Origin of the sequence: Parafilimonas sp., assembly GCF_047606085.1 — a bacterium.
Lineage (GTDB): Bacteria > Bacteroidota > Bacteroidia > Chitinophagales > Chitinophagaceae > Parafilimonas.
The window spans coordinates 1-20,903 of record NZ_JASGEX010000212.1 but is presented as its reverse complement, the minus strand read 5'-3'; the positions used below and the strand labels follow the sequence as shown (position 1 = coordinate 20,903).

Genomic DNA, 20,903 nt, shown 5'->3' with positions numbered 1-20,903 from the left:
GAATAATTCTTTACTTTGCCGCCAATTAATGTACCATAAGTTTTCATAATGTTTGAAGCATTAGTGAAGGGATTAATTTTAGGCTTGCTGTTAAGTGTGTCTGTTGGTCCTGTAATTTTTTCTATCCTTAAACAAAGTCTCAATAATGGCCATCGCGGCGGTTATGCATTTATTGCAGGCGTATCGGTGAGCGATGTGCTCATTGTGGTCGTTTGCAATATGTTTACCAGTTTGTTTGATGCGGTATTAGAGCATGAGCTCATTATCGGCATTGCCGGCAGCAGTTTACTGGTGGCTTTGGGCATTTATAATTTTTTCTTTCGCAAGGTGCAAACGGCAAATGGGATGCTTACAGAAAATAACCTGCGCACCCATCATCTGGCAGGTATTTTTTTCTCCGGTTTTTTTATGAATGCATTAAACCCGGGGGCGCTGTTATTTTGGTTTGCCACTACCGCAACCATAACGGCGGATTCAAAACTGGTGGAACATCCCGGGCAATACCGTTTTATCGTTTTTCTTACCACGCTGGCATTTAACCTGGCTGCAGACACCACCAAAGTATTACTGGCAAATAAGATACGGCTGAAGTTAACCCCGCATAATATTCATATCATCAATCGTGTTTCCGGTTTCATATTAATCGGCTTTGGCATAGCTATCATTATTACCATGCTTATCCGGAATGCACATGCAGGCAACCTTTAACAAGCCATTACCAGGCGGCGTTGTATTTTTAAAAATGAAACCGAGCAGGATAATTTTTTCTCACATCAGATGGATGTAGCGAGGTTCCCTGTCTGCCGGACAGGCAGGCATGAGGCCATTAAAAAAACAAATATGTACGAATGAAACGCTGCATACTCGTAATCATTGCTGCATTAGCCTTTACTTCTTCTTTCGCACAGTCTGATTTTATTCAGCTTAAAAAAAATAATAAGGTTATTAAAAGCTGGTTTAAAGGAAATTATTTCTATGGACAGTTGAAGAACGGCAACTGGGTAACTGCGGAGATATATAAAATACAGGATGATAGCTTATACCTGCGCCCTTATGTGGTACAAACGTATGCTAACCGGCTTGGGTTGCCGTTTTTAGACACCACTTATTTTGGGTTGATGGCTGTGCACCCCAACCAGCTAAAAGCATTTCCAAAAGAAGATAGGGGTTTTGGGTATGTGAAGAACGGATGGATATTTGATATTGGAGGCGGCGGCTATTTATTGCTGAATATTATTAACACATTGCGTTTAAACGAGCCCGTTTTTGGTTCAGACAACCTGCCTAAAGTCAGTATTGCAGCAGGTGTGCTGGCGGTGGGTGTCGTATTGGGGCTAACGCATAAATCAACCTATATCATCGGTAAAAAATATCATATAGAATATATCAGCGCAAAACCATCTTAATAGTACTTTCGGCCCTGAATGAAATCAGTAAAGCAATCCAGGTTCAAAATATTGCTGCGTCGTTTCTTTAAAGTAATTCTTTATGGATTTATACTTTCTCTCATTTATTTATTGATTTGTAAATGGCTGATGCCGCCCATAACTTTTACGCAACTTACAAACTGGGTTGGCGGGTATGGTTTAAAAAGAGATTATGTAAGCTGGGATGATATTTCGTCCAATGTAAAGCTGGCTGCCATTGCCGGCGAAGACCAGTTATTTCCGGTGCATAATGGTTTCGACTGGAAGGCCATTTCAAAAAGTATGGATAACGATCCTTCAAAAAACAGGAGAGCGGCGGGTGCTGCTGCCAGCACCATAAGCCAGCAAACCGCAAAGAATGTTTTTCTGTTCCAGGGCGAAGGCATATTACGTTATATACGCAAACCGCTGGAAGCTGTTTATACAGGATTGATTGAATTGGTTTGGGGCAAGCGCCGCATACTCGAAGTATATCTTAACACCATTGAAATGGGTAAAGGCATTTTTGGCATTGAAGCGGCAGCGCAGCAATATTTTGGCAAGCCTGCTAAAAATTTATCGCGCAACGAAGCGGCTATGGTTATTGCATGTCTTCCCAATCCAAAAATATATTCCGTAAAACCAGCCAGCCGTTTTGTAAGCTGGAAAAGTAAATGGATATTAAGGCAGATGAACAATGTAAAGGATGATAAGAATACGGCAGCATTGTTGCGTAAGTAGTTGATTGGTTGATAAGTTGATTAAGTTGAAAGGTTGTTGTAAACCCGTAAACTTGTGAACATTTAAACTCGCAAACTTGTGAACTTAAAATTATACTCCCCTTTGGGGGATGGGGGTAAACTCCCCGATACCGGCACAACCATATTCACTATAATGAGCCAGTTGGCGCTGGAGCACAATGCCATTAATCTGGGCCAGGGCTTTCCTGATTTTATGATGAGTGAAGAACTGATAAGCTTGGTAAATACAGCCATGTTGCAGGGGCATAACCAGTATGCGCACATGTGCGGTGTGCCGTTGCTGCGCGAAAAGATCGCACAAAAAGCAAAGAAATTATATGACAGCAATGTGAATGCGGATGCGCAAATCACCATAACACCGGGCGGCACGTATGCTATTTATACTTCGCTCACCAGCATGCTGGAAAAAGATGATGAGGTAATTGTATTTGAACCTGCTTATGATAGTTATATCCCCAACATTCTTGTTAACGGTGCAAAGCCTGTCTTAATTCCCCTGCAATATCCCGCTTATAGTATTCCGTGGAATGAAGTGCATGAAAAAATCACAGCCAAAACAAAAGCCATCATTATTAATTCACCGCACAACCCAACAGGCGCTGTAATAAATGAAGGTGATATTGAACAATTAAAATCTATCGTTCAGCAACATAAAAACATTTTTATTGTAAGCGATGAAGTGTATGAGCACCTGGTGTTCGATGGCCTTGCGCATCAAAGTATTTTGCGATATCCTGAGCTCATGGAAAGAAGCTTTGTATGTTTTTCATTTGGCAAAACATACCATTGCACCGGCTGGAAAATTGGCTACTGCATTGCTTCGCCCCTGCTGATGAAGGAATTCAGGAAAGTGCACCAGTTCAACTGTTTTAGTGTTAACAGTTTTGTGCAGTATGCATTGGCTGATTTTTTAAATAATGAAGATGCCTATTTATCGCTGGGCAATTTTATTCAGCGCAAAAGAGATTATTTCCAGAATCGTATGCTGGCCACAAAGTTTAAGCCGCTTCCTTCCCATGGCAGTTATTTCCAGTGTTATAGTTATAAAGGGTTCAGTGATGAAAATGATATGGAGCTGGCCATTCGTTTAACCAAAGAATATGGTGTAACGGCTGTGCCGCTGAGCAGTTTTTATCAATCAGGGAAAGATGATAATGTATTACGTTTTTGCTTTGCAAAAAAAGAGGCCACCTTAAAAGAAGCTGCTGACAGGTTAAGCAAATTGTAAAGCCTTATTATTTTTTTATGATTTTAAACAGGCAATTAAACCTTTCGCTTCACACCTGTTCAGTCATGCACCCGTTGTTGCAGTCATTTCAGGCAACATTATGTAATTTTTATACTTGTTAACAAAGCGGTTTGTGAAATTGCAGTAACCTTGTGCAGCGAAATGAAACTGAGAATAGCTTTTGCAAAATGTATAGCACTGGTTGTAGCGCTCCAAATACTTAATATAAGTATTTATGCGCAGGACATGAGCTGGATGCAGCAAAAGCATACTATTTTTTATTATAATGAAATTAATTGCGTTGCAGAATATATTGGTGAGATTATCCTAAAGCACCATAACCAGTTTCCTGAATATCCAAACGACGGGCATAAAGATTTCCCGTTTTCCAAACATATTGACCTGAACAATTTTTCTTTTCAGCCTTTTAAAGCAAAAGCCACATCGCCGGTAAATAAGGAATATTTATTTCCGCATAAAATAGATTACGACTTTCTTTTTTTTAAAGAAATCAATCCTCCCCCTCCAAAGGCGTAGCACTTAACTTTTTTGGTAACACACATGGCTTGGTTCAAAGCCTGCCTTATCATTTATTTCCCAAAAACTTTTAACGTGATACCTTTTTTACGCATGCCTTTTAAAGGCAGAATAATGCATTCGTGCATTTTAATAATGCTGTGTTTGCAGTTGCATGCACAATACAGCAATCAAACAGACACTTTACATATCTCTTTACTGCAGGCCGAAAAAATTTTTCTTGACAGCAACCTTTCTGTTCTTGCGGCCCATTACAATGTGGATGCTGCATTAGCCCAGGTAATGCAGGCGAAATACTGGGATAACCCGGTATTTCATACAGACCAGGTAGTAATGGCCAATCATAACTTTCTTCCTTATAAAAAATTACCTGATGGTTCGCCCGGCGCACAGTATTTTATCGGCATTGACCAGTTGATTAAAACAGCAGGCAAGCGCGGCAAACTCATTGCGGCTGCACAAACCAATACTGCAATAAGCAAACTGCAGTTGCAGGATGTGGTGAGAAAACTAAGGAGCCAGTTGCATATTGATTATTACACCATTGCACGAAGCCTTGGCAGCTATAATTTTTACCGGCAGCAGCAGGCACAGTTAAACACACTGCTTGCTGCGATGCAGCAGCAACTGGATGCCGGTAATATTTCACAAAAAGATTATTTGCAACTGCAATCATTGGTTGTTTTATTAAAGCAGGATATGATAGATGTGGGCAGCGATATGGCAGATGCGGAAGCGGATCTGAAAACCCTGCTGCACATCAATAGTAATGTTTTTATTAAGCCTGACATCAATTCAATGCCGCAGGTATTATTACCGGAAGATGCTTCGATATTAATTGAACAGGCAAAGCAAAACAACCCTTATTATCAGATGCAGCAGCAGCAAACCATTTACCAGCAGCAAATGCTGGCATACCAAAAAGCATTGCGTGTGCCGGATGTAACCATTACGCCTAACTACGACAGGCTTTCCAATTATGCACCGGATTATTTTGGCATCGGCGTTTCACTGCCCCTGCCTTTGTTCAATAAAAATAAAGGCAATATACAATCGGCCAGTGCCGCTGTTCAGCAGCAGCAGGCCATACAAAGCAATGCTGAAACCGAACTGCAGAATAATGTAGTGAATGCATATAACAAACTAAAGCTGGCGCTCACTCTAAACACACCGGAACAGCAGCAATTTGTTCAGCGTTATGAAAGCCTGTATCAGAGCATGTTTAACAGCTATAAAGCGAGGCAGGTAAGTTTCCTCGAGTTTATTAATTTTTTTAATGATTATAAAGACCTGCAGGATAAACTGCTGCAGCAACAACTGAATCTTGCATTGGCGACAGACGCCCTCAATTACGAAACAGGCATTGATGTAATAAAATAATTTCTAAAAATATTTACGAAATGAAACCGAGCATGATAATTTTTTCTCACACAGGGGAATGTACATAGCGAGGTTCCATGAGAACATTGAAAAATAAAATTTGTACGAATGAAAAGATTTCTTTCAATAAGCGCAGTGATTATAACCGTTACCAGCGCGGCTTCCTGCCACGAAAAAAAGGAAGCGCCCAAGCCAGGCAAATTTGTGCTGAGTGATACAATGGCTAAAATGATTGCCATTGATACAGTAACTACCTGCAATGTTGACGACGCACTAACGTTAAGTGGCCAGGTAAGCTTTAATGAGAACAATGTAATTAAAGTGTTTCCACGCAGCAGCGGCCAGGTAACTGAATCAAAAGTTACGCTGGGCGATAAAGTAAAAAAAGGGCAGGTGCTTGCTGTTATCCGCAGCGCTGATGTGGCCGGCAATTATGCAGATTTATCGGGCGCCGATGCAGACATTGCTATTGCCAAACGCGAAATGGAAAACCAGCAGTCCTTATATCAAAACGGCATCGCCAGCGAAAAAGATTATAACGAAGCCAGGCAGAATTACCAGAAAGCTTTATCGGCAAAAGAAAAAATCCAGTCGTCTATCAGCATCAACAGCGGCACCCGTTCATCGGCGAGCGGCGTATATCAGTTGGTGGCGCCCATAGATGGCTATGTGGTGGAGAAGAAGGTGAATGCAGGCGATTTTATCCGCAGCGATATGGGCGATAATCTTTTCACCATCTCCGATCTCAAAAATGTATGGATATGGGCCAACGTTTTTGAAGCCGATATAGCGCGGGTGCATGAAGGCGATAATGTAGAGGTAACCACGCTCGCTTTTCCCAATAAAGTGTACACAGGGAAAATAGACCAGGTAAGCCAGGTGCTCGATCCTGAAAACAAAGCCATGAAAGTGCGCATCAGCCTCAGCAATGCAGGCCTTACGCTCAAGCCGCAAATGTTTGCAAAAGTTACGGTGGCCACCCGGCAATCGCAGCAGGCGCTGTGCATTCCGTTCAGCAGCCTTATTGCCGATAATGGTAAAAACTATATCATCAGCTACTATGCCAACGACAGCCTCAAGGTTAACCCGGTAAACCTGCTGCAGGTTTCGGGCAGCAAGGCCTTTATTAGCGGCGATATAAAACCCGGCGACAAGCTCATTACAAAAAACCAGTTGCTTATATATACGGCACTGAATTCTGAGTTTTAAGGTTGTTGTTATGATACCGGCAAATTATTCTATGGCATCGTCCCTTGCGTCGCAACACTTGTACTGTATATCATTGGGCAGCGCTGGTTTCAAATTCAGATCAACCTGTATTTATCAATATGGATTCTTAATATCCAACAACTCATTACAATGAACAAGTTCATTAAACAAATCATATATTTTTCGTTAAGGCATCGCTACTTCATCTTTTTTCTTACAGGTGTAATGGCGGTAATAGGCTTTGCCTGTTATAACAACACGCCTATCGAAACATTTCCTGATGTTACCAATACGCAAATCATCATCATTGCACAATGGCCCGGCCGCAGTGCAGAAGAAGTGGAAAAGCTTATCACCATCCCGCTCGAAACAGAACTGAACAGTGTGCAGAAGAAAGCAAACCTTCGTTCCACATCTGCCTTCGGCTTATCCTACATAAGAATAATTTTTGATGATGATGTGGATGATGCATTTGCGCGCCAGCAGGTGCTTAGCCGCATAGGCAACGCCGATTTGCCCGATGGCGTAAAGCCCGAAGTGGAGCCGCCTTATGGCCCCACCGGCGAAATATACCGCTATACTCTAAAAAGCAATACCTATTCAATACGCGACTTAACCACCATACAGGATTGGGTGCTTGACCGCCAGTTTAAATCGGTGCCCGGCGTTGCGGATGTAAACAGTTTTGGGGGCGAAGAAAAAACCTTTGAAGTAAGCGTAAACCCCGATGTGCTTACCAAGTACAATCTTTCGCCGCTCGATGTGTACAGCGCTATCCAGAAAAGCAATATTAATGTGGGCGGTGATGTTATTGAACGCAACGGCCAGGCTTATGTTGTGCGTGGCATTGGCGTGCTGAACAACATAGGCGAGATAGAAAATATTATTGTAACCAATTTAAATGGCGTGCCTGTGCTTGTAAAAAACATTGCACAGGTTAAGGAAGCCGGGAAGCCGCGCCTGGGCTGGGTTACAAGAGATAAGCAGCCTGATGTGATTGAAGGCATCATCGTAATGCGCAAGGGAGAAAACCCTTCCAAAGTGCTTGATGCCATACACGAAAAAGTAGAAGACCTTAATAACAATGTGTTGCCGGCCGGTGTAAAGATTGATACATTTTACGACCGCACTAACCTTATGGATTTTGCCCAGCATACCGTGCTGCATAATCTCGCCGAAGGCATTATACTCGTAACCGTTATCGTATTTCTTTTTATGGCCGACTGGCGCACAACGGTAACGGTGAGCATCATCATTCCGTTATCGTTGTTGTTTGCTTTTATATGCATGCGCATAAAAGGCATGTCGGCAAACCTGTTGAGCCTTGGCGCTGTTGACTTTGGTATTATCATAGACGGGGCGGTGGTAATGGTGGAAGGTTTATATGTGGTGCTCGATCAGAAAGCGCGGGAAATGGGCATGGAGAAGTTTAATAAGCTGGCAAAGCTGGGCCTGTTTAAAAATACCGGTACTGAAATGGGCAAGTCAATTTTCTTCTCCAAACTTATTATCATCACCTGCCTTGTGCCTATATTTTCTTTCCAGAAAGTAGAAGGCAAAATGTTCTCCCCGCTGGCTTATACGCTGGCTTTTGCCTTGCTGGGTGCCTTGCTGTTAACCTTAACATTCGTGCCCGCCATTTCCAGCATCCTGCTTCGTAAAAATGTAAAGGAAAAGCATAATCCTGTTGTATTGTTTTTTGAAAAGAATATTACCAGGTTATTCAATAAAACATATAAATACCAGAACACAAGTTTGCTCATCGCTGTTATAATAATGGCAATAACATTCTTCTCCGTAAAGTTCATCGGCACAGAATTTTTACCTGCTTTAAATGAAGGCGCCTTATGGGTGGAAGCAGAATTGCCCATGAGCGTTTCGCTTGATGAATCCCGAACGCTATCTGATAAAATGACAGACATACTGCGTGGATTTCCGGAAGTGAAACAAACACTCGCGCAGGTGGGCCGGACGAATGATGGCACAGACCCCAAAGGTTTTTTTGATGTGCAGATACAGGTGGATCTGCTGCCGCATGAGCAATGGAAAAGAAAACTGACGGAGGATGAATTGATTGATGCCATGAATGAACAGCTTTCTAAAATACCGGGCATTGTGTTGAATTATTCGCAACCCATCCGTGATAATGTGGAAGAAGCGGTGGCTGGTGTAAATGCTTCACTTGCGGTAAAGATTTTTGGTACCGATTTTAATACTTTGGATTCGCTGGCCAAACAGGTAGCGGGCCAGTTAAAAACAGTGAATGGCATTAATGATTTGGGCTTGTTAAGAAATCTTGGCCAGCCTGAGTTTCGCATTGAACTGGACCAGCAGCGCATGGCTTTATATGGCGTAAATACAGAAGATGCCAACTTGGTAATTGAAATGGCCATAGGCGGCAAGGCTGCCACAGAATTATACGAAGGCGAGCGAAGGTTTGATGTGCGCATCCGTTACCCGCTTGAATACCGCGATGCACAGGAAAAAATTGAGAGCCTGATGGTGCCGGCGCAAAACGGCGCCAAAGTGCCGTTGAAAGAAATATCAGACATTGTAATGCTTACCGGCCCTGCATTTATTTACCGTGATAATAATGCAAGGTACATCGCGGTTAAATTTTCCAACCGCGACCGCGACCTGGGCAGCACCATTGCCGAGGCGCAGCAAAAAGTAAATGCCAATGTACATTTGCCGAAAGGATACTTTTTAACATGGAATGGTGAGTTTGAAAATGCACAAAGGGCAAGCCTTACCCTGCAGCGCGTAGTGCCCTTATGTTTGCTGGCTATCTTCCTCATTTTGTTCATCACGTTTGGCAATGCAAAAGACGCTGTGCTTACTATTTTAAATGTGCCTTTTGCGTTGATCGGCGGCATACTGGCGCTGCATATAACAGGCATCAATTTTAGTATAAGCGCTGGTATTGGCTTTATTGCATTGTTTGGCGTTTGTATTCAGAATGGGGTGATACTGATAAGTGTTTTCCGGAAAAATCTTGAAGAAAAAATGCCGGTTAACAAAGCCATTTCAGAAGGTGTGCGTTCCCGCATACGGCCTGTTGTAATGACCGCTTTAATGGCTGCCATTGGTTTATTGCCGGCGGCCGTAAGCACCGGCATTGGCAGCGAAACACAAAAGCCCCTCGCTATTGTTGTAATAGGCGGATTGGTAACATCAACCATACTTACTTTATTGATATTGCCGGTTATCTATTCCAAAATTTACAATTTAATGCATAAACGCGCTAACCGGAAACTGATTAAGAAGATAGATTTTCTGAATAACTGATTTCGGAGATGATCATAGCCGTCAACTTAAGCCCAAAGGGCTTGAATTTGAATAGCCGTGAGTTTCACTCACGGTAAAAATGTCGAATTTTTTGTTGAACCCGCCGAGGCGGGTTCAATATCAAAACCATTTCATTTGCCCACCGGTGCCACCGATGGCTATTTAAATTAAACCCCATTCGGGGTCTTTCATTGATCGTGTTTCTCCTAAGTTGACGGCTATGGTAGATAATAAACAGGTTGGGCAAAAGGCTTTAGGCAAATCCTGCCTAAGGCCTTCGCTTTGTAAAAGCAATTAATTTAATGTGCGTTCGGGATAAGAAATTGGGATTCTGATTGAACATTATACTGTTTGTTTTTTGTCACGAACTTAAACCGTCACCTCGACGTCAGGAGAGGTCTCATGAATTTTCAGCTGGTTGAATTTCGAGGGATGTCTCCTGACGTCGACATGACGTGCTGCCCTCTGCTTATTCCGAACTCACTTTAATTTAAATAATACGTATGACTGAAAGTTGATAAGATGAAAGATATTTGCCTGCAATAATTGATATGTGCATTGAGGAAACAGCAGCACTTTTTGTTGAACCCAATTCCATTGTAAAAAAATTTGGGGCAGGGCCGATACGGTCATGTTCATATTTGCAGGCTCTGCTGCAGAGTTTTCCCTGAACAAAGCTGTTGACTGGCTGTATTTTACAGGTAAGCTGCCCGCCGATCCTATTGGCCGGTTGTTTTCAACTGTTACGTATGCCCGCGCCATCATTTTTGCAAAATGGGATGATGCTTTAAAAGCCATTGATAAGATCACCGGTATTCATGCTGCCGTTGAACAAAGCAGGAATGCAACAATACCCGGTTGGGCTTACCGCGATGTGCTGTACATGCTCATTCATTATTCCATTGCATCTTATGAATTGCTGGAAAGAAAATTAACCGCACCGGAAAAAGAAGAAGTGTTTAATGTGTTTTACAGGGTAGGCGAGCGCATGCACTTAAAAGCATTGCCGCATAATTATGATGCCTGGAAAACCGATTATGCGCAACACCTTCAAAACGATCTGGCTAAAACGAATTTCACAACAGATTTGTTTAGGCAATATAAAAAACACCTGGGCGCTTTCCGCTATTACATACTGATTGAAGCGCAAAAATTGCTGGTGCCAAAACGGGCGCATGAATTACTGGGCTTCAGTAATTTTTCTGTGATGCGCCTAATTATACCTGCATATAAATTATCAGCAACCGTTAATCTTGATAAGGCATTTAAGGCTTTGGTTTTGCCGGAGAAATATAAAGTTCAGGTAAAAGATCTGGATATTGTGTAAACTTCAGCAATCGCTTTTTAATTTCAGCATCATTTTTGAAAAGATACAATGTTGATAGTTGTTAATAATAAATTTCCTGTTGTTAAAGAAGAAACACATTTTCGCAAACTATGTCATCACTAAATTTAAATATACCGCACAGCCTTTCCAAAGAAGAGGCTTTAACAAGAATAAAAAACCTGCTCTCTAATTTAAAAGAAGAGAAGAAAGATATTGTTTCTGATGTGCAGGAAAACTGGCAGGATAATAAAGGCAATTTTAAATTTAAGGCCAAAGGGTTTGATCTTGCCGGTGATATTACTGTTAACGATTCCAATGTGCAGATCAATTCCGACCTACCATTTGCTGTTTCCTTTTTTAAAGGTGCTATCGGCGATATGATCACAAAAAAAACGAAGGAGTTGCTGGCGTAGAAATATCAGTATGCAACCCCTGTACCTGTAAGGCCGGCTTTTAGTATATTACCAAGGCAAACGCATCTAAATTTTAAACTGGATAAGAAGAGGCGTAGCCTCGAAAAATATTGTATACTCTGCATGGTGTAAAAAAGTGATTTTGTGTTGTTCGGTTTTAGCTCCCCTCTCCTTTGGAGCACTTGTCCCGACCATTCGGGAGGGGTTAGGGGGTGAGGTCTGACAAAGAAATATTATTCACTAATTTATCCCTTGCGCACTATAAAAACGGGTTTCAACCCGTTTGAAAGATTATATACCGTGCTTACGGCACTCCTCTTATTACAGACATCTCCTGATCCCGCCAAAGCAGGATCTTACAAAATAAAACCGGGCATAAGGCTCTTTCTGCAATTTAGATGCGTTTGCCCTGGGCATATTACTGCTTTAAGCATTAAACCCGATTCCTTTTTTACTGGCAGGTAAAACGCACCATCGGTAATGGCATACTTAATTCCATTATAATCGCTGGTAAGCAGCTTGCCTGAAAAGGTGCCTTTAATATAAGTATCGGTAAGCTCACTAATCGTTATGATGCAGGCCGCATCAGGGTCTGATATAGTTGAACCGGATGAATAGCCGGTGGCTGTTTCATCTGTATAAGCCATCTGTGCCTGCACTATGGCAACTGAAGGAAAATAATCCTGCATATAAGTTTTGCCTGCGGCTATAGCCGATGGGTCATATATCATCAATATCAGGGTTGTTTTGCCATCGCTTGTAAATGCCTCAAGGCTGCAGTTGTACAGCCCTATGGAAGAAACATCTGTGAAAAATGCCTGTGGGATGTAGGTCATTTTAATTTCTGTTCCATCACGCTTAAACTTCATGTAATAGTCACCGCTACTGCTTCCGCTGCTATCTTTTTTGCAGGCGGAAAATAAAATGTGCGTAAATAAGATAAAGGCAGCGTATGTCAGTTTCATTGCTACTGATTTTTGTTTAAAAAAATACTATGATATGCTGCTGCAATATTGCTGCAGGCATCATCATCTGAAAGCGGGATTTATTTTTTGCGCTGATTTCTTTACTATATAATTATTAACTTCATCATGTTTGCGGCTGCTGCCAAAGGCTTAATCTGTATGTAATGCGAATGCATGTTGCGCCCCGTTTAAAAAAATTTGCTGTTTGCTTATATTTTATTTGCTTTGCCCACACATGTAGTAGCCCAAACGATTTACTGATATGACAGAAGTTGGCGGAAAGGTTCTTTCTTTGGAAGATTTCTCAAAAATCCTTTTTGAAGAGAGCGAAATAGAGCTAAATACGAAAGCGCTTGAAAAAATTGATAAGAATTTTGAATTTCTGAAACAATTTTCAACGGAGAAAGTTATTTATGGAATTAACACCGGTTTCGGGCCAATGGCCCAGTACAGGATCAGTGACGACAGGACGCTTCAGTTACAATACAATTTAATAAGAAGCCATAGTTCAGGCAGCGGCAAACCTTTGCCGCCTTTGCTTTGCAAGGCAGTAATCATTGCCCGTTTAAGCAGCCTGATGCAGGGCTATTCGGGCATACACAGGGAAACGGTGGAATTGCTGGTTACGCTTATCAATAAAAATATTGTTCCCTGTATATATGAGCATGGCGGTGTGGGCGCCAGTGGCGACCTGGTGCAACTGGCCCATCTTGCACTTACACTAATTGGTGAAGGCGAAGTATATGTGGAAGATGAAATTCAATCAACGGCGGAAGTGTTCAGCCGCTTCAATATTCAGCCGCTTACTATTCATATACGTGAAGGTTTGGCCATATTGAACGGAACGTCGGCCATGACAGGCATTGGCATGATAAACATTCTGCAGGCCAATAAATTGCTGCACTGGATCATCCTGTTATCTGCACTAACCAATGAAGTGGTGGGCGCCTATTCAGATCATTTCTCTTACGAACTGAATATTGTAAAACCGCATATAGGACAGAACCGGGTGGCCGCTGTAATGCGGGATATCCTCTGCGACAGCAAGCTCATCCGCAGCCGCAAAGAGCATCTGTATGAATCGGATGCCATCAGGCAGAAAGAGATATTTGAAGACAAGGTGCAGGAGTATTATTCGCTGCGTTGTGTTACACAAATACTGGGGCCTGTTTTCGATACCATACGGCATGCAGAAAAAATTGTTACCGATGAGCTAAACTCAGTAAACGATAACCCTGTTGTTGACCATGAGAACCATAATATATTTCATGGCGGCAATTTTCACGGCGACTATGTTTCGCTCGAAATGGATAAGCTGAAAATAGCTGTTACCAAGCTATCCATGCTCAGCGAGCGCCAGTTGAATTATCTGCTGAACGATAAGCTTAACCAGAAGTTTCCGCCGTTTGTAAACCTGGGCGTGCCGGGCTATAATTTCGGCATGCAGGGCGTGCAGTTCACCGCGGTATCAACCGTGGCAGAAAATCAAACCTTATCCTTCCCCATGTATGTGCACAGCATTCCCAATAACAATGATAACCAGGATATGGTAAGCATGGGCGCCAATGCAGCCCTGATTACCAAAAAAGTAATTGATAATTCTTTTGAAGTATTGGCCATACAAATGATGACTGTATTACAGGCTGTGGATTATCTTCATTGCGCTGACCAGCTCTCTTCAAAAACCAACGCGGTTTATACGGCCATCAGGAAAATATTTCCTAAGTTTATTAACGATATGCCTAGGTATAAAGAGCTTGCGGAAGTTAAAAATTACTTTGAAACATCAGACCCTTTCATGTTTATAAACGCCGGGTTGCCGGCAAATGCTGATATTTAAAATAAATTTGCGGGAAATATATTACGGATGAAACCGAGCATGATAATTTTTTCTCACACCAGGGGAATGTACATAGCGAGGTTCCATGAGGCCATTGAAAAAACAAACTTGTACGAATGAAATCTGCATTGGTTACCGGCGGTTCAAGAGGTATTGGTAAAGCGGTTTGCATAAAGCTGGCCGAAATGGGCTATCATGTTATTATTAATTACAGAAGTAATGAACAGGAAGCCCGCAAAACTTTGCAGGCCATAGAAGAAAAAAATGCAACAGGCGAATTGCTGTCATTTGATGTGACGGATAAAGAAGCCATAAAAAATATATTGGGCGGATGGATTGAAAAAAATACAGCTAACCCTGTGGAAGTTTTGGTGAACAATGCCGGCATAAGGGATGATGCGTTGATGTTCTGGATGAACGACGACCAGTGGGAGCAGGTTATAACAACAAGCCTTGATGGTTTCTTTTATGTAACGCGGGTTGTATTGAACAGCATGCTGCAGAAACGCTATGGCCGCATCATCAATATTGTTTCGCTTTCCGGCATAAAAGGCATGCCCGGCCAGGTGAATTACTCAGCCGCAAAGGCAGGCATTATCGGCGCTACAAAAGCGCTGGCGCAGGAAGTGGGCAAAAGAAATATCACCGTTAATGCCATTGCCCCGGGTTTTATTAAAACAGATATGACGCAGGGCTTGGATGAAGGCCAGTTAAAATCATTAATTCCGGTTAACCGTTTTGGCACACCTGAAGAAGTAGCTTACACCGTAGGCTTTCTTGCTGCACCGCAGGCAGCGTATATTACAGGCGAAGTAATTTCGGTAAATGGGGGGTTATATACTTAAGCTGTGAATGATGAGTAATGAATTCGATTCACATAATAATAATGATTTTATAATTAAAAAAAATTAAACTCCCTTCAGGGTTGGGGCATACTCCCCTTTAGGGGATGGAGGCTTATGAACAGAGTTGTAATAACAGGCTTGGGCATTTATTCCTGCATCGGTAAAAACCTCGGTGAGGTAAGGGATGCTTTATACCAGGGCAGATCAGGCATTGTGCTCGACCCGGTGCGTAAAGAATTTGGTTACCGTTCCGGCCTTACCGGCTGGGTGGACAGGCCTAACCTGAAACACCTGCTCGACAGGCGTTCACGCATTATGCTGCCTGAACAGGGTGAGTATGCATATATATCTACGCTGGAGGCATTGCAGCATGCAAAGCTTGATGAAGATTATATGCATGAACAGGAAGTAGGCATTTTGTTCGGTAATGACAGTTCTGCCCAACCCGTTATTGAAGGCGTTGACATCATGCGGCAGAAAAAAGATACCATGATGGTGGGATCGGCCTCTGTATTCAAAACCATGAATTCCACCGTTACTATGAACCTTTCCACCATTTTTAAGCTGAAAGGCATCAACCTCACCGTGAGCGCGGCCTGCGCCAGCGGCTCACATGCCATTGGCCTGGCTTATCTTTTTATAAAAACGGGTTTGCAGGATTGCATTATTGCCGGCGGCGCACAGGAGATAAACCATCTTTCCATGGGCAATTTCGATGCACTTGGGGCATTCTCCACGCATGAATCAGAACCAGCAAAAGCATCAAGGCCTTTTGACCGCAGCCGCGATGGCCTTGTGCCAAGCGGGGGCGCTGCAACGGTTATTCTGGAAAGCCTTGAATCGGCACAAAAACGCGGCGCGCCTGTGTTGGGTGAAATGATCGGTTATGGTTTTTCTTCTAATGGCGAACATATTTCAAACCCTACGGTGAACGGCCCGGTTCGCTCCTTGCAAATGGCATTAAAAGACGCTGGTTTGCTGGCTGCTGAAATTGATTACATCAATGCGCATGCCACCTCAACACAGGCCGGCGATGCCAGTGAGGCCAGGGCGATCAATGCGGTTTTTGGTAATAGCCGGCCTTATGTAAGTTCCACCAAATCTATGACCGGGCATGAATGCTGGATGGCTGGCGCAAGCGAAATAGTTTACTCTATGCTTATGATGCAGCATAATTTTATAGCGCCTAATATTAATTTTGAAAATCCTGATGAAGACTCCGCCAAATTGAATCTGGTAAAAAACACGCTGGAAAAAAATATAAATGTATTTTTGAGCAATTCCTTTGGGTTTGGAGGAACGAATTCATCAATTATTGTAACAAAACACTGAACCTTGACTGCCATGAACAGTAATGGAGAAATAGTAGCGAAGATCAACAATTTTCTTGCTGAAGAGTTTGAAGTGGAACCAGGAAAAATTGTTCCGGAGGGCAACTTAAAGGAAACACTCGATTTGGATAGCCTTGATTATATAGACCTGGTGGTTGTAATTGAAAACAATTTTCATTTCAAGGTAAAACCGGGCGATTTCCTGGATGTAAATACCTTCAGCGATTTTTATGATTACATCATTTCGAAGGTAAATTCAAAACAGCTTGTATAATGCCATCCTGGCAAGGCAAGAGCAAAGGCACCACGTTAGGATACGGCATTTTTGTAGCGACCATAAAAAAATTTGGCGTAAGGCCGGCTTATGCATTGCTCTCGGTTGTTGCATTGTATTACTTTCTTTTCTCGTTCAAAGCTGCTTCTGTTATTTACGGTTTTTACCGCCGGCGGTTGCATTACGGCCGCTTTTCCGCTCTTCTTAAATTATACAAAAACTACTACCGGCTTGGCCAGGTACTGATTGATAAGATCGCCATCATGAGCGGCGCAGGGGCAGACTTCACTTTCAATTTTGATGGCGAAGAAAACCTGCGCAACATAACAGCCCTGCAAAAAGGCGGGCTGCTGTTAAGCGCCCACATAGGCAGTTGGGAAATTGCAGGGCATCTGTTAAAACGGTTAAACACGTGCATTAATATTGTAATGTTTGACGGCGAACATCAAAAAATAAAAGAATACCTCAAAAGCGTTACCGGCGAAACTTCTGCTAAGATTATTGTTATAAAAAACGATCTCTCGCACATCTTTGAAATAAACGAAGCGCTTAAAAACAATGAGCTTGTTTGCATGCATGCCGACCGTTTTGTGGAAGGCAATAAGACAATAGAAGCCAGCTTCCTGGGCAGCCCCGCTAAATTTCCGCTCGGGCCTTTTTTGCTGGCTGTAAAATTTAAAGTGCCGGTTGCTTATGTATTTGCGTTGAAGGAAACCGCGCTTCATTATCATTTTTTTTCAACTCATGCCAGAGACTATTCCGCTTATGATAAGAAAGAAGCTATTCCGCAAATGCTGAAAGATTTTACCGGAGAAATGGAAGATAAAGTGAAAGCTTATCCTGAACAATGGTTTAATTATTATGATTTCTGGAAGTTCTGACAAGCCGGCCTTTTTGGGGAATAAAACACTGTTATTGTATCATCAAAAAATTATTTGGCGCTTTCAATTTCCTGCCTTTTTTTTGCGGAAGTTCTTTAAAAACTTATCAAGAAAGGCAGAGGGACTGGCCCGATGAAGCCTTGGCAACCCTTACAAGCTACTCACTTGTAAGAAGGTGCCAACTCCACCCCGCTAACAGCGGGAAGAGATAAGTCAGAGTAAAAGTTTAATTGTTTGCGATAGCATCGCTGCACTATATTCAAAGCTCAACAGACTTATCCGTTGGGCTTTTTTATTATGACCCAACTCCGTGAAAGGGCAATCAAGCCGGTTACGCACGCTTCTCCTGATAAAAATCTGTCTAAACAAAATTTTTAACCGCTTTGCAGCTTAAACATTTGCGAAGCAAAAACACTCCCTTTTGGGAGAGGAGGAATTTATGAGTAACGCAACAAAAACCATTCACAGTATTCCTGTTGATGCACAAACAGGCGCTATAGCAGTGCCCATTTATCAAACAAGCACGTATGTGCAGGAGGCGCCAGGCATAAACAAAGGTTTTGATTATTCAAGAACCAGCAATCCCACACGCGCTGCATTGGAGCAAATTATTGCGCAGCTTGAAAACGGCAGCGTTGGCATTGCTTTTGCCAGCGGCCTTGCAGCCATTGATGCAGTGCTGAAGCTGCTAAAAAGCGGCGATGAAATTATTGCCGTTGATGATATTTATGGTGGGGCATTCCGCCTGTTTACACAGGTGTATGAGAAGTTTGGCATCAGCGTAAAATATGTTGACAGCGCCAATGCCATCAATGTGTTTGATGCCATTACACCCAACACAAGGCTGATATGGATTGAAACGCCCACTAACCCTACACTGAAAATTTCAGACATAGCAGCTATTGCAAAAATTGCGAAGGCACATTCGTGTTTACTTTGCGTGGATAATACTTTTGCTTCACCCGCCTTACAGCAGCCTCTTACGCTGGGAGCTGATATTGTAGTGCATTCTGCAACCAAATACCTCGGCGGCCACAGCGATTTAATTGCCGGGCTTGTGATAACAAAAGATGCAGTGCCTGGCGAAAAAATAAAGTTTCTTCAAAATGCAGGCGGTGCTGTGTTAGCACCGTTTGACAGTTGGCTCGTAATTCGCGGCATTGAAACACTGCATCTTCGTGTAAAGCAGCATTGCATTAATGCGCAGGCTGTTGCCGAATATCTTGAACAGCATCCTGCTGTTGATAAAGTATATTATCCCGGCTTACAGTCACATCACAATCATGCCGTCGCAAAGCGGCAGGCAAAAGGCTTTGGCGGCGTGGTATCTTTTACATTAAAGAATGATACAGAACAAGCGGCAGTTAATTTTGTTACCCACACCAGGTTATTTAAGCTGGCAGAAAGCCTTGGCGGCGTAAAGAGCCTGTTGTGCCACCCTGCAAGCATGACGCATAAATCCATTCCTGCTGAAAGGCGCAGAAACGCAGGCGTTGCAGACAGCTTAATACGTTTATCTGTTGGCCTGGAAGAAGCGGACGATTTAATTGAAGATCTTGAACAGGCTTTTGATGCTGTTAACAAAGAAAAACCTGCCGGCATAAATCTGCCGGCGATTAATAATTAATGAAACGCCCATGTAAAATGTATTCAACACATAGGGGGAATGTACATCAGGGCGTTCCCTGCCCGACTGGCCGGTCAGGCGGGCATGAGACAACTGAAAAAATAAATATATACGAATGAAACCGAGCATGATAATTTTTTCTCACACAGGGGAATGTGCATAGCGAGGTTCCATGAGACCATTAAAAAAACTTGTACGAATGAAACAGCATTGAAAGAAAATTTCTTGAAAAGCAAACCAAATCCTGTTTGAGTATGCAGGCATAATTATGGTTCAACTTACATCCATTTCTTATTTGCACCATTACAGGCATATATTACTGTTGTTGTAAATCATTTCTGGAATGAGAGCCCTGCAAACAAGCTTTCTTTCAAACTAATGCCTTTTCCCCAGTGCCTCTTGCCTCCGTCCCCGTCTTGTGTGCGGGGCGGAGGCATTATGGTTTTATCTTATGAAGTTATTTTCTTAGTGTTGCAAACAGGCATGCATAAATTGAAGCCTGTGCCTAAAAAGAAACTGCAGTTTTATCAGAAGTTCTTCATCAGAAAACATAATTTTGGCAGCGGGGTTTACTAAAAGCTATCCTTATAAAAACACAGGATACAACGATGCAGCCGTGAATAGATTACACATTATTAAAAGCAGGCCGATGCCCGCAAAAATTTAAACATTTTATTTTGCTCCTCTATCGTTTACCAATAAACATTCAGTATATCAACAAAATTGTATTACTATGAATTACAAACACAAAATCACTACACTTATTATTACGGCCTGCATAGGGATTAACGGCGCTTTCGCACAAACTTTAAAAGATGTTTTTACAAACAGCGAAACACCGGTCTTCTATCTGGGCATAGATTTTACACAAACCCGCCTTATTGACGATGCTGCTGCAAACGAAACGGATATACGCGACCGGCAGTTTACCGGCATTAACGATGTTATTGTAAACGAGCCCAAAAAATATGATCTGGCAGGCGCTTTTCACAAAAGCGAGATTGATCACGATTTAGGATATGTGGCCAAAAAGAATGAAAGCGCCAATGCAGAAGCCATCAAGTCCACCAATACCGGCGATTTTCACAGGTTTACCGAATCCGATGTGGCAAAAGTAGTAAGCGGCTACAGCTTTGGCGATAAAAGCGGGATAGGTTTGCTCTTCGTTACTGAGGCTTTAAGCAAATCAAAAAAGGCAGCGGCTGTATGGGTTACGCTTATTGACATGAAAAGCAGGAAAGTTTTAATGACAGACCGGGTGGAGGGTTCTGTAAGCCGGTTTGGCGGTTTTACTTTCCGCAATTACTGGGCTTCTGCTTTTAAAGATGTGATTGATACCATTGAAAAGAAAAAATACAGTGAGTGGAAATCTAAATACGGCAGTTAAAATCTTTACTGCATTTTAAATTTATACTCCATATATTTTGCATTGCCCTTAATGCCGTTAAAATTATTTCCGGGATAAGACCATGAGCAATTTACTTTCAGAGAAGATAGAAGTGAACGTTCGTTTTAATGAGGCAGACCCGCTGGGCATGGTTTGGCACGGGCATTACATACGTTATTTTGAAGATGGGCGGGAAGCTTTCGG

At 42.4% G+C, this 20,903-nt stretch carries 18 protein-coding genes and 1 riboswitch; of the genes, 17 read left to right on the top strand and 1 reads right to left on the bottom strand.

What is annotated here, in order from left to right; genetic code table 11:
• Positions 1 to 48: 48 nt before the first annotated feature.
• From QM629_RS19140 to QM629_RS19095, 10 genes are all read left to right on the top strand, one after another.
• Positions 49 to 708: a LysE family translocator gene (locus QM629_RS19140; protein ID WP_415161515.1), complete on the top strand. Its 660-nt coding sequence runs from the start codon at positions 49 to 51 to the stop codon at positions 706 to 708.
• 140 nt (positions 709 to 848) lie between these two features.
• Complete coding sequence (locus tag QM629_RS19135; protein ID WP_415161514.1) at positions 849 to 1,406, top strand: hypothetical protein; 558 nt, start codon at positions 849 to 851, stop codon at positions 1,404 to 1,406.
• Positions 1,407 to 1,424: 18 nt separating this feature from the next.
• On the top strand, positions 1,425 to 2,147 hold the full coding sequence (gene mtgA / locus QM629_RS19130; protein WP_415161513.1) for a monofunctional biosynthetic peptidoglycan transglycosylase: 723 nt from the start codon (positions 1,425 to 1,427) through the stop codon (positions 2,145 to 2,147).
• A gap of 78 nt (positions 2,148 to 2,225) precedes the next feature.
• Entirely contained in the window at positions 2,226 to 3,395 is a 1,170-nt protein-coding gene (locus QM629_RS19125; RefSeq protein ID WP_415161512.1) for a methionine aminotransferase, read from the top strand.
• A 162-nt stretch (positions 3,396 to 3,557) separates the two neighbouring features.
• Positions 3,558 to 3,932, top strand: coding sequence for a hypothetical protein (locus QM629_RS19120; RefSeq protein ID WP_415161511.1), 375 nt, complete (start codon positions 3,558 to 3,560; stop codon positions 3,930 to 3,932).
• 24 nt (positions 3,933 to 3,956) lie between these two features.
• Positions 3,957 to 5,312, top strand: a complete 1,356-nt coding sequence (locus QM629_RS19115; RefSeq protein ID WP_415161510.1) for a TolC family protein — start codon at positions 3,957 to 3,959, stop codon at positions 5,310 to 5,312.
• 108 nt (positions 5,313 to 5,420) lie between these two features.
• Positions 5,421 to 6,521, top strand: coding sequence for an efflux RND transporter periplasmic adaptor subunit (locus QM629_RS19110; protein ID WP_415161509.1), 1,101 nt, complete (start codon positions 5,421 to 5,423; stop codon positions 6,519 to 6,521).
• 150 nt (positions 6,522 to 6,671) lie between these two features.
• Complete coding sequence (locus QM629_RS19105) at positions 6,672 to 9,809, top strand: efflux RND transporter permease subunit (protein ID WP_415161508.1); 3,138 nt, start codon at positions 6,672 to 6,674, stop codon at positions 9,807 to 9,809.
• A 631-nt stretch (positions 9,810 to 10,440) separates the two neighbouring features.
• Positions 10,441 to 11,136, top strand: a complete 696-nt coding sequence (locus QM629_RS19100) for an oxygenase MpaB family protein (protein WP_415161507.1) — start codon at positions 10,441 to 10,443, stop codon at positions 11,134 to 11,136.
• 110 nt (positions 11,137 to 11,246) lie between these two features.
• A complete protein-coding gene (locus tag QM629_RS19095; RefSeq protein ID WP_415161506.1) occupies positions 11,247 to 11,549 on the top strand; it encodes a polyhydroxyalkanoic acid system family protein in 303 nt (100 codons plus the stop codon).
• Between the two features lie 356 nt (positions 11,550 to 11,905).
• On the opposite strand, the gene QM629_RS19090 is transcribed toward QM629_RS19095, so the two are convergent.
• Complete coding sequence (locus QM629_RS19090; protein ID WP_415161505.1) at positions 11,906 to 12,514, bottom strand: hypothetical protein; 609 nt, start codon at positions 12,512 to 12,514, stop codon at positions 11,906 to 11,908.
• 262 nt (positions 12,515 to 12,776) lie between these two features.
• Between QM629_RS19090 and QM629_RS19085 the strand changes: the two genes are divergently transcribed.
• The 7 genes from QM629_RS19085 (at position 12,777) to QM629_RS19055 (ending at position 20,699) form a co-directional block, all read left to right on the top strand.
• The gene (locus QM629_RS19085) at positions 12,777 to 14,354 is read left to right on the top strand and encodes an HAL/PAL/TAL family ammonia-lyase (protein WP_415161504.1); all 1,578 of its coding nucleotides are present in this window, start codon (positions 12,777 to 12,779) and stop codon (positions 14,352 to 14,354) included.
• Between the two features lie 116 nt (positions 14,355 to 14,470).
• Positions 14,471 to 15,199 (top strand): 3-oxoacyl-ACP reductase FabG, encoded by a 729-nt coding sequence (fabG, locus tag QM629_RS19080; protein ID WP_415161503.1) that lies wholly within the window; start codon positions 14,471 to 14,473, stop codon positions 15,197 to 15,199.
• A gap of 114 nt (positions 15,200 to 15,313) precedes the next feature.
• Entirely contained in the window at positions 15,314 to 16,531 is a 1,218-nt protein-coding gene (locus tag QM629_RS19075) for a beta-ketoacyl-[acyl-carrier-protein] synthase family protein (protein ID WP_415161502.1), read from the top strand.
• Between the two features lie 12 nt (positions 16,532 to 16,543).
• Positions 16,544 to 16,804 carry a phosphopantetheine-binding protein gene (locus QM629_RS19070; RefSeq protein ID WP_415161501.1) on the top strand — a complete coding sequence of 87 codons (261 nt, stop codon included), beginning with the start codon at positions 16,544 to 16,546 and terminating at the stop codon, positions 16,802 to 16,804.
• Positions 16,804 to 17,685 (top strand): lipid A biosynthesis acyltransferase, encoded by an 882-nt coding sequence (locus QM629_RS19065; protein WP_415161500.1) that lies wholly within the window; start codon positions 16,804 to 16,806, stop codon positions 17,683 to 17,685. Before QM629_RS19070 ends, QM629_RS19065 begins: the two co-directional genes overlap by 1 nt.
• A gap of 100 nt (positions 17,686 to 17,785) precedes the next feature.
• A riboswitch (SAM riboswitch) is annotated at positions 17,786 to 17,900 on the top strand.
• Positions 17,901 to 18,124: 224 nt separating this feature from the next.
• Positions 18,125 to 19,312, top strand: a complete 1,188-nt coding sequence (locus QM629_RS19060) for a trans-sulfuration enzyme family protein (RefSeq protein ID WP_415161499.1) — start codon at positions 18,125 to 18,127, stop codon at positions 19,310 to 19,312.
• A 733-nt stretch (positions 19,313 to 20,045) separates the two neighbouring features.
• Positions 20,046 to 20,699 (top strand): hypothetical protein, encoded by a 654-nt coding sequence (locus QM629_RS19055; protein WP_415161498.1) that lies wholly within the window; start codon positions 20,046 to 20,048, stop codon positions 20,697 to 20,699.
• Positions 20,700 to 20,903 lie beyond the last annotated feature (204 nt).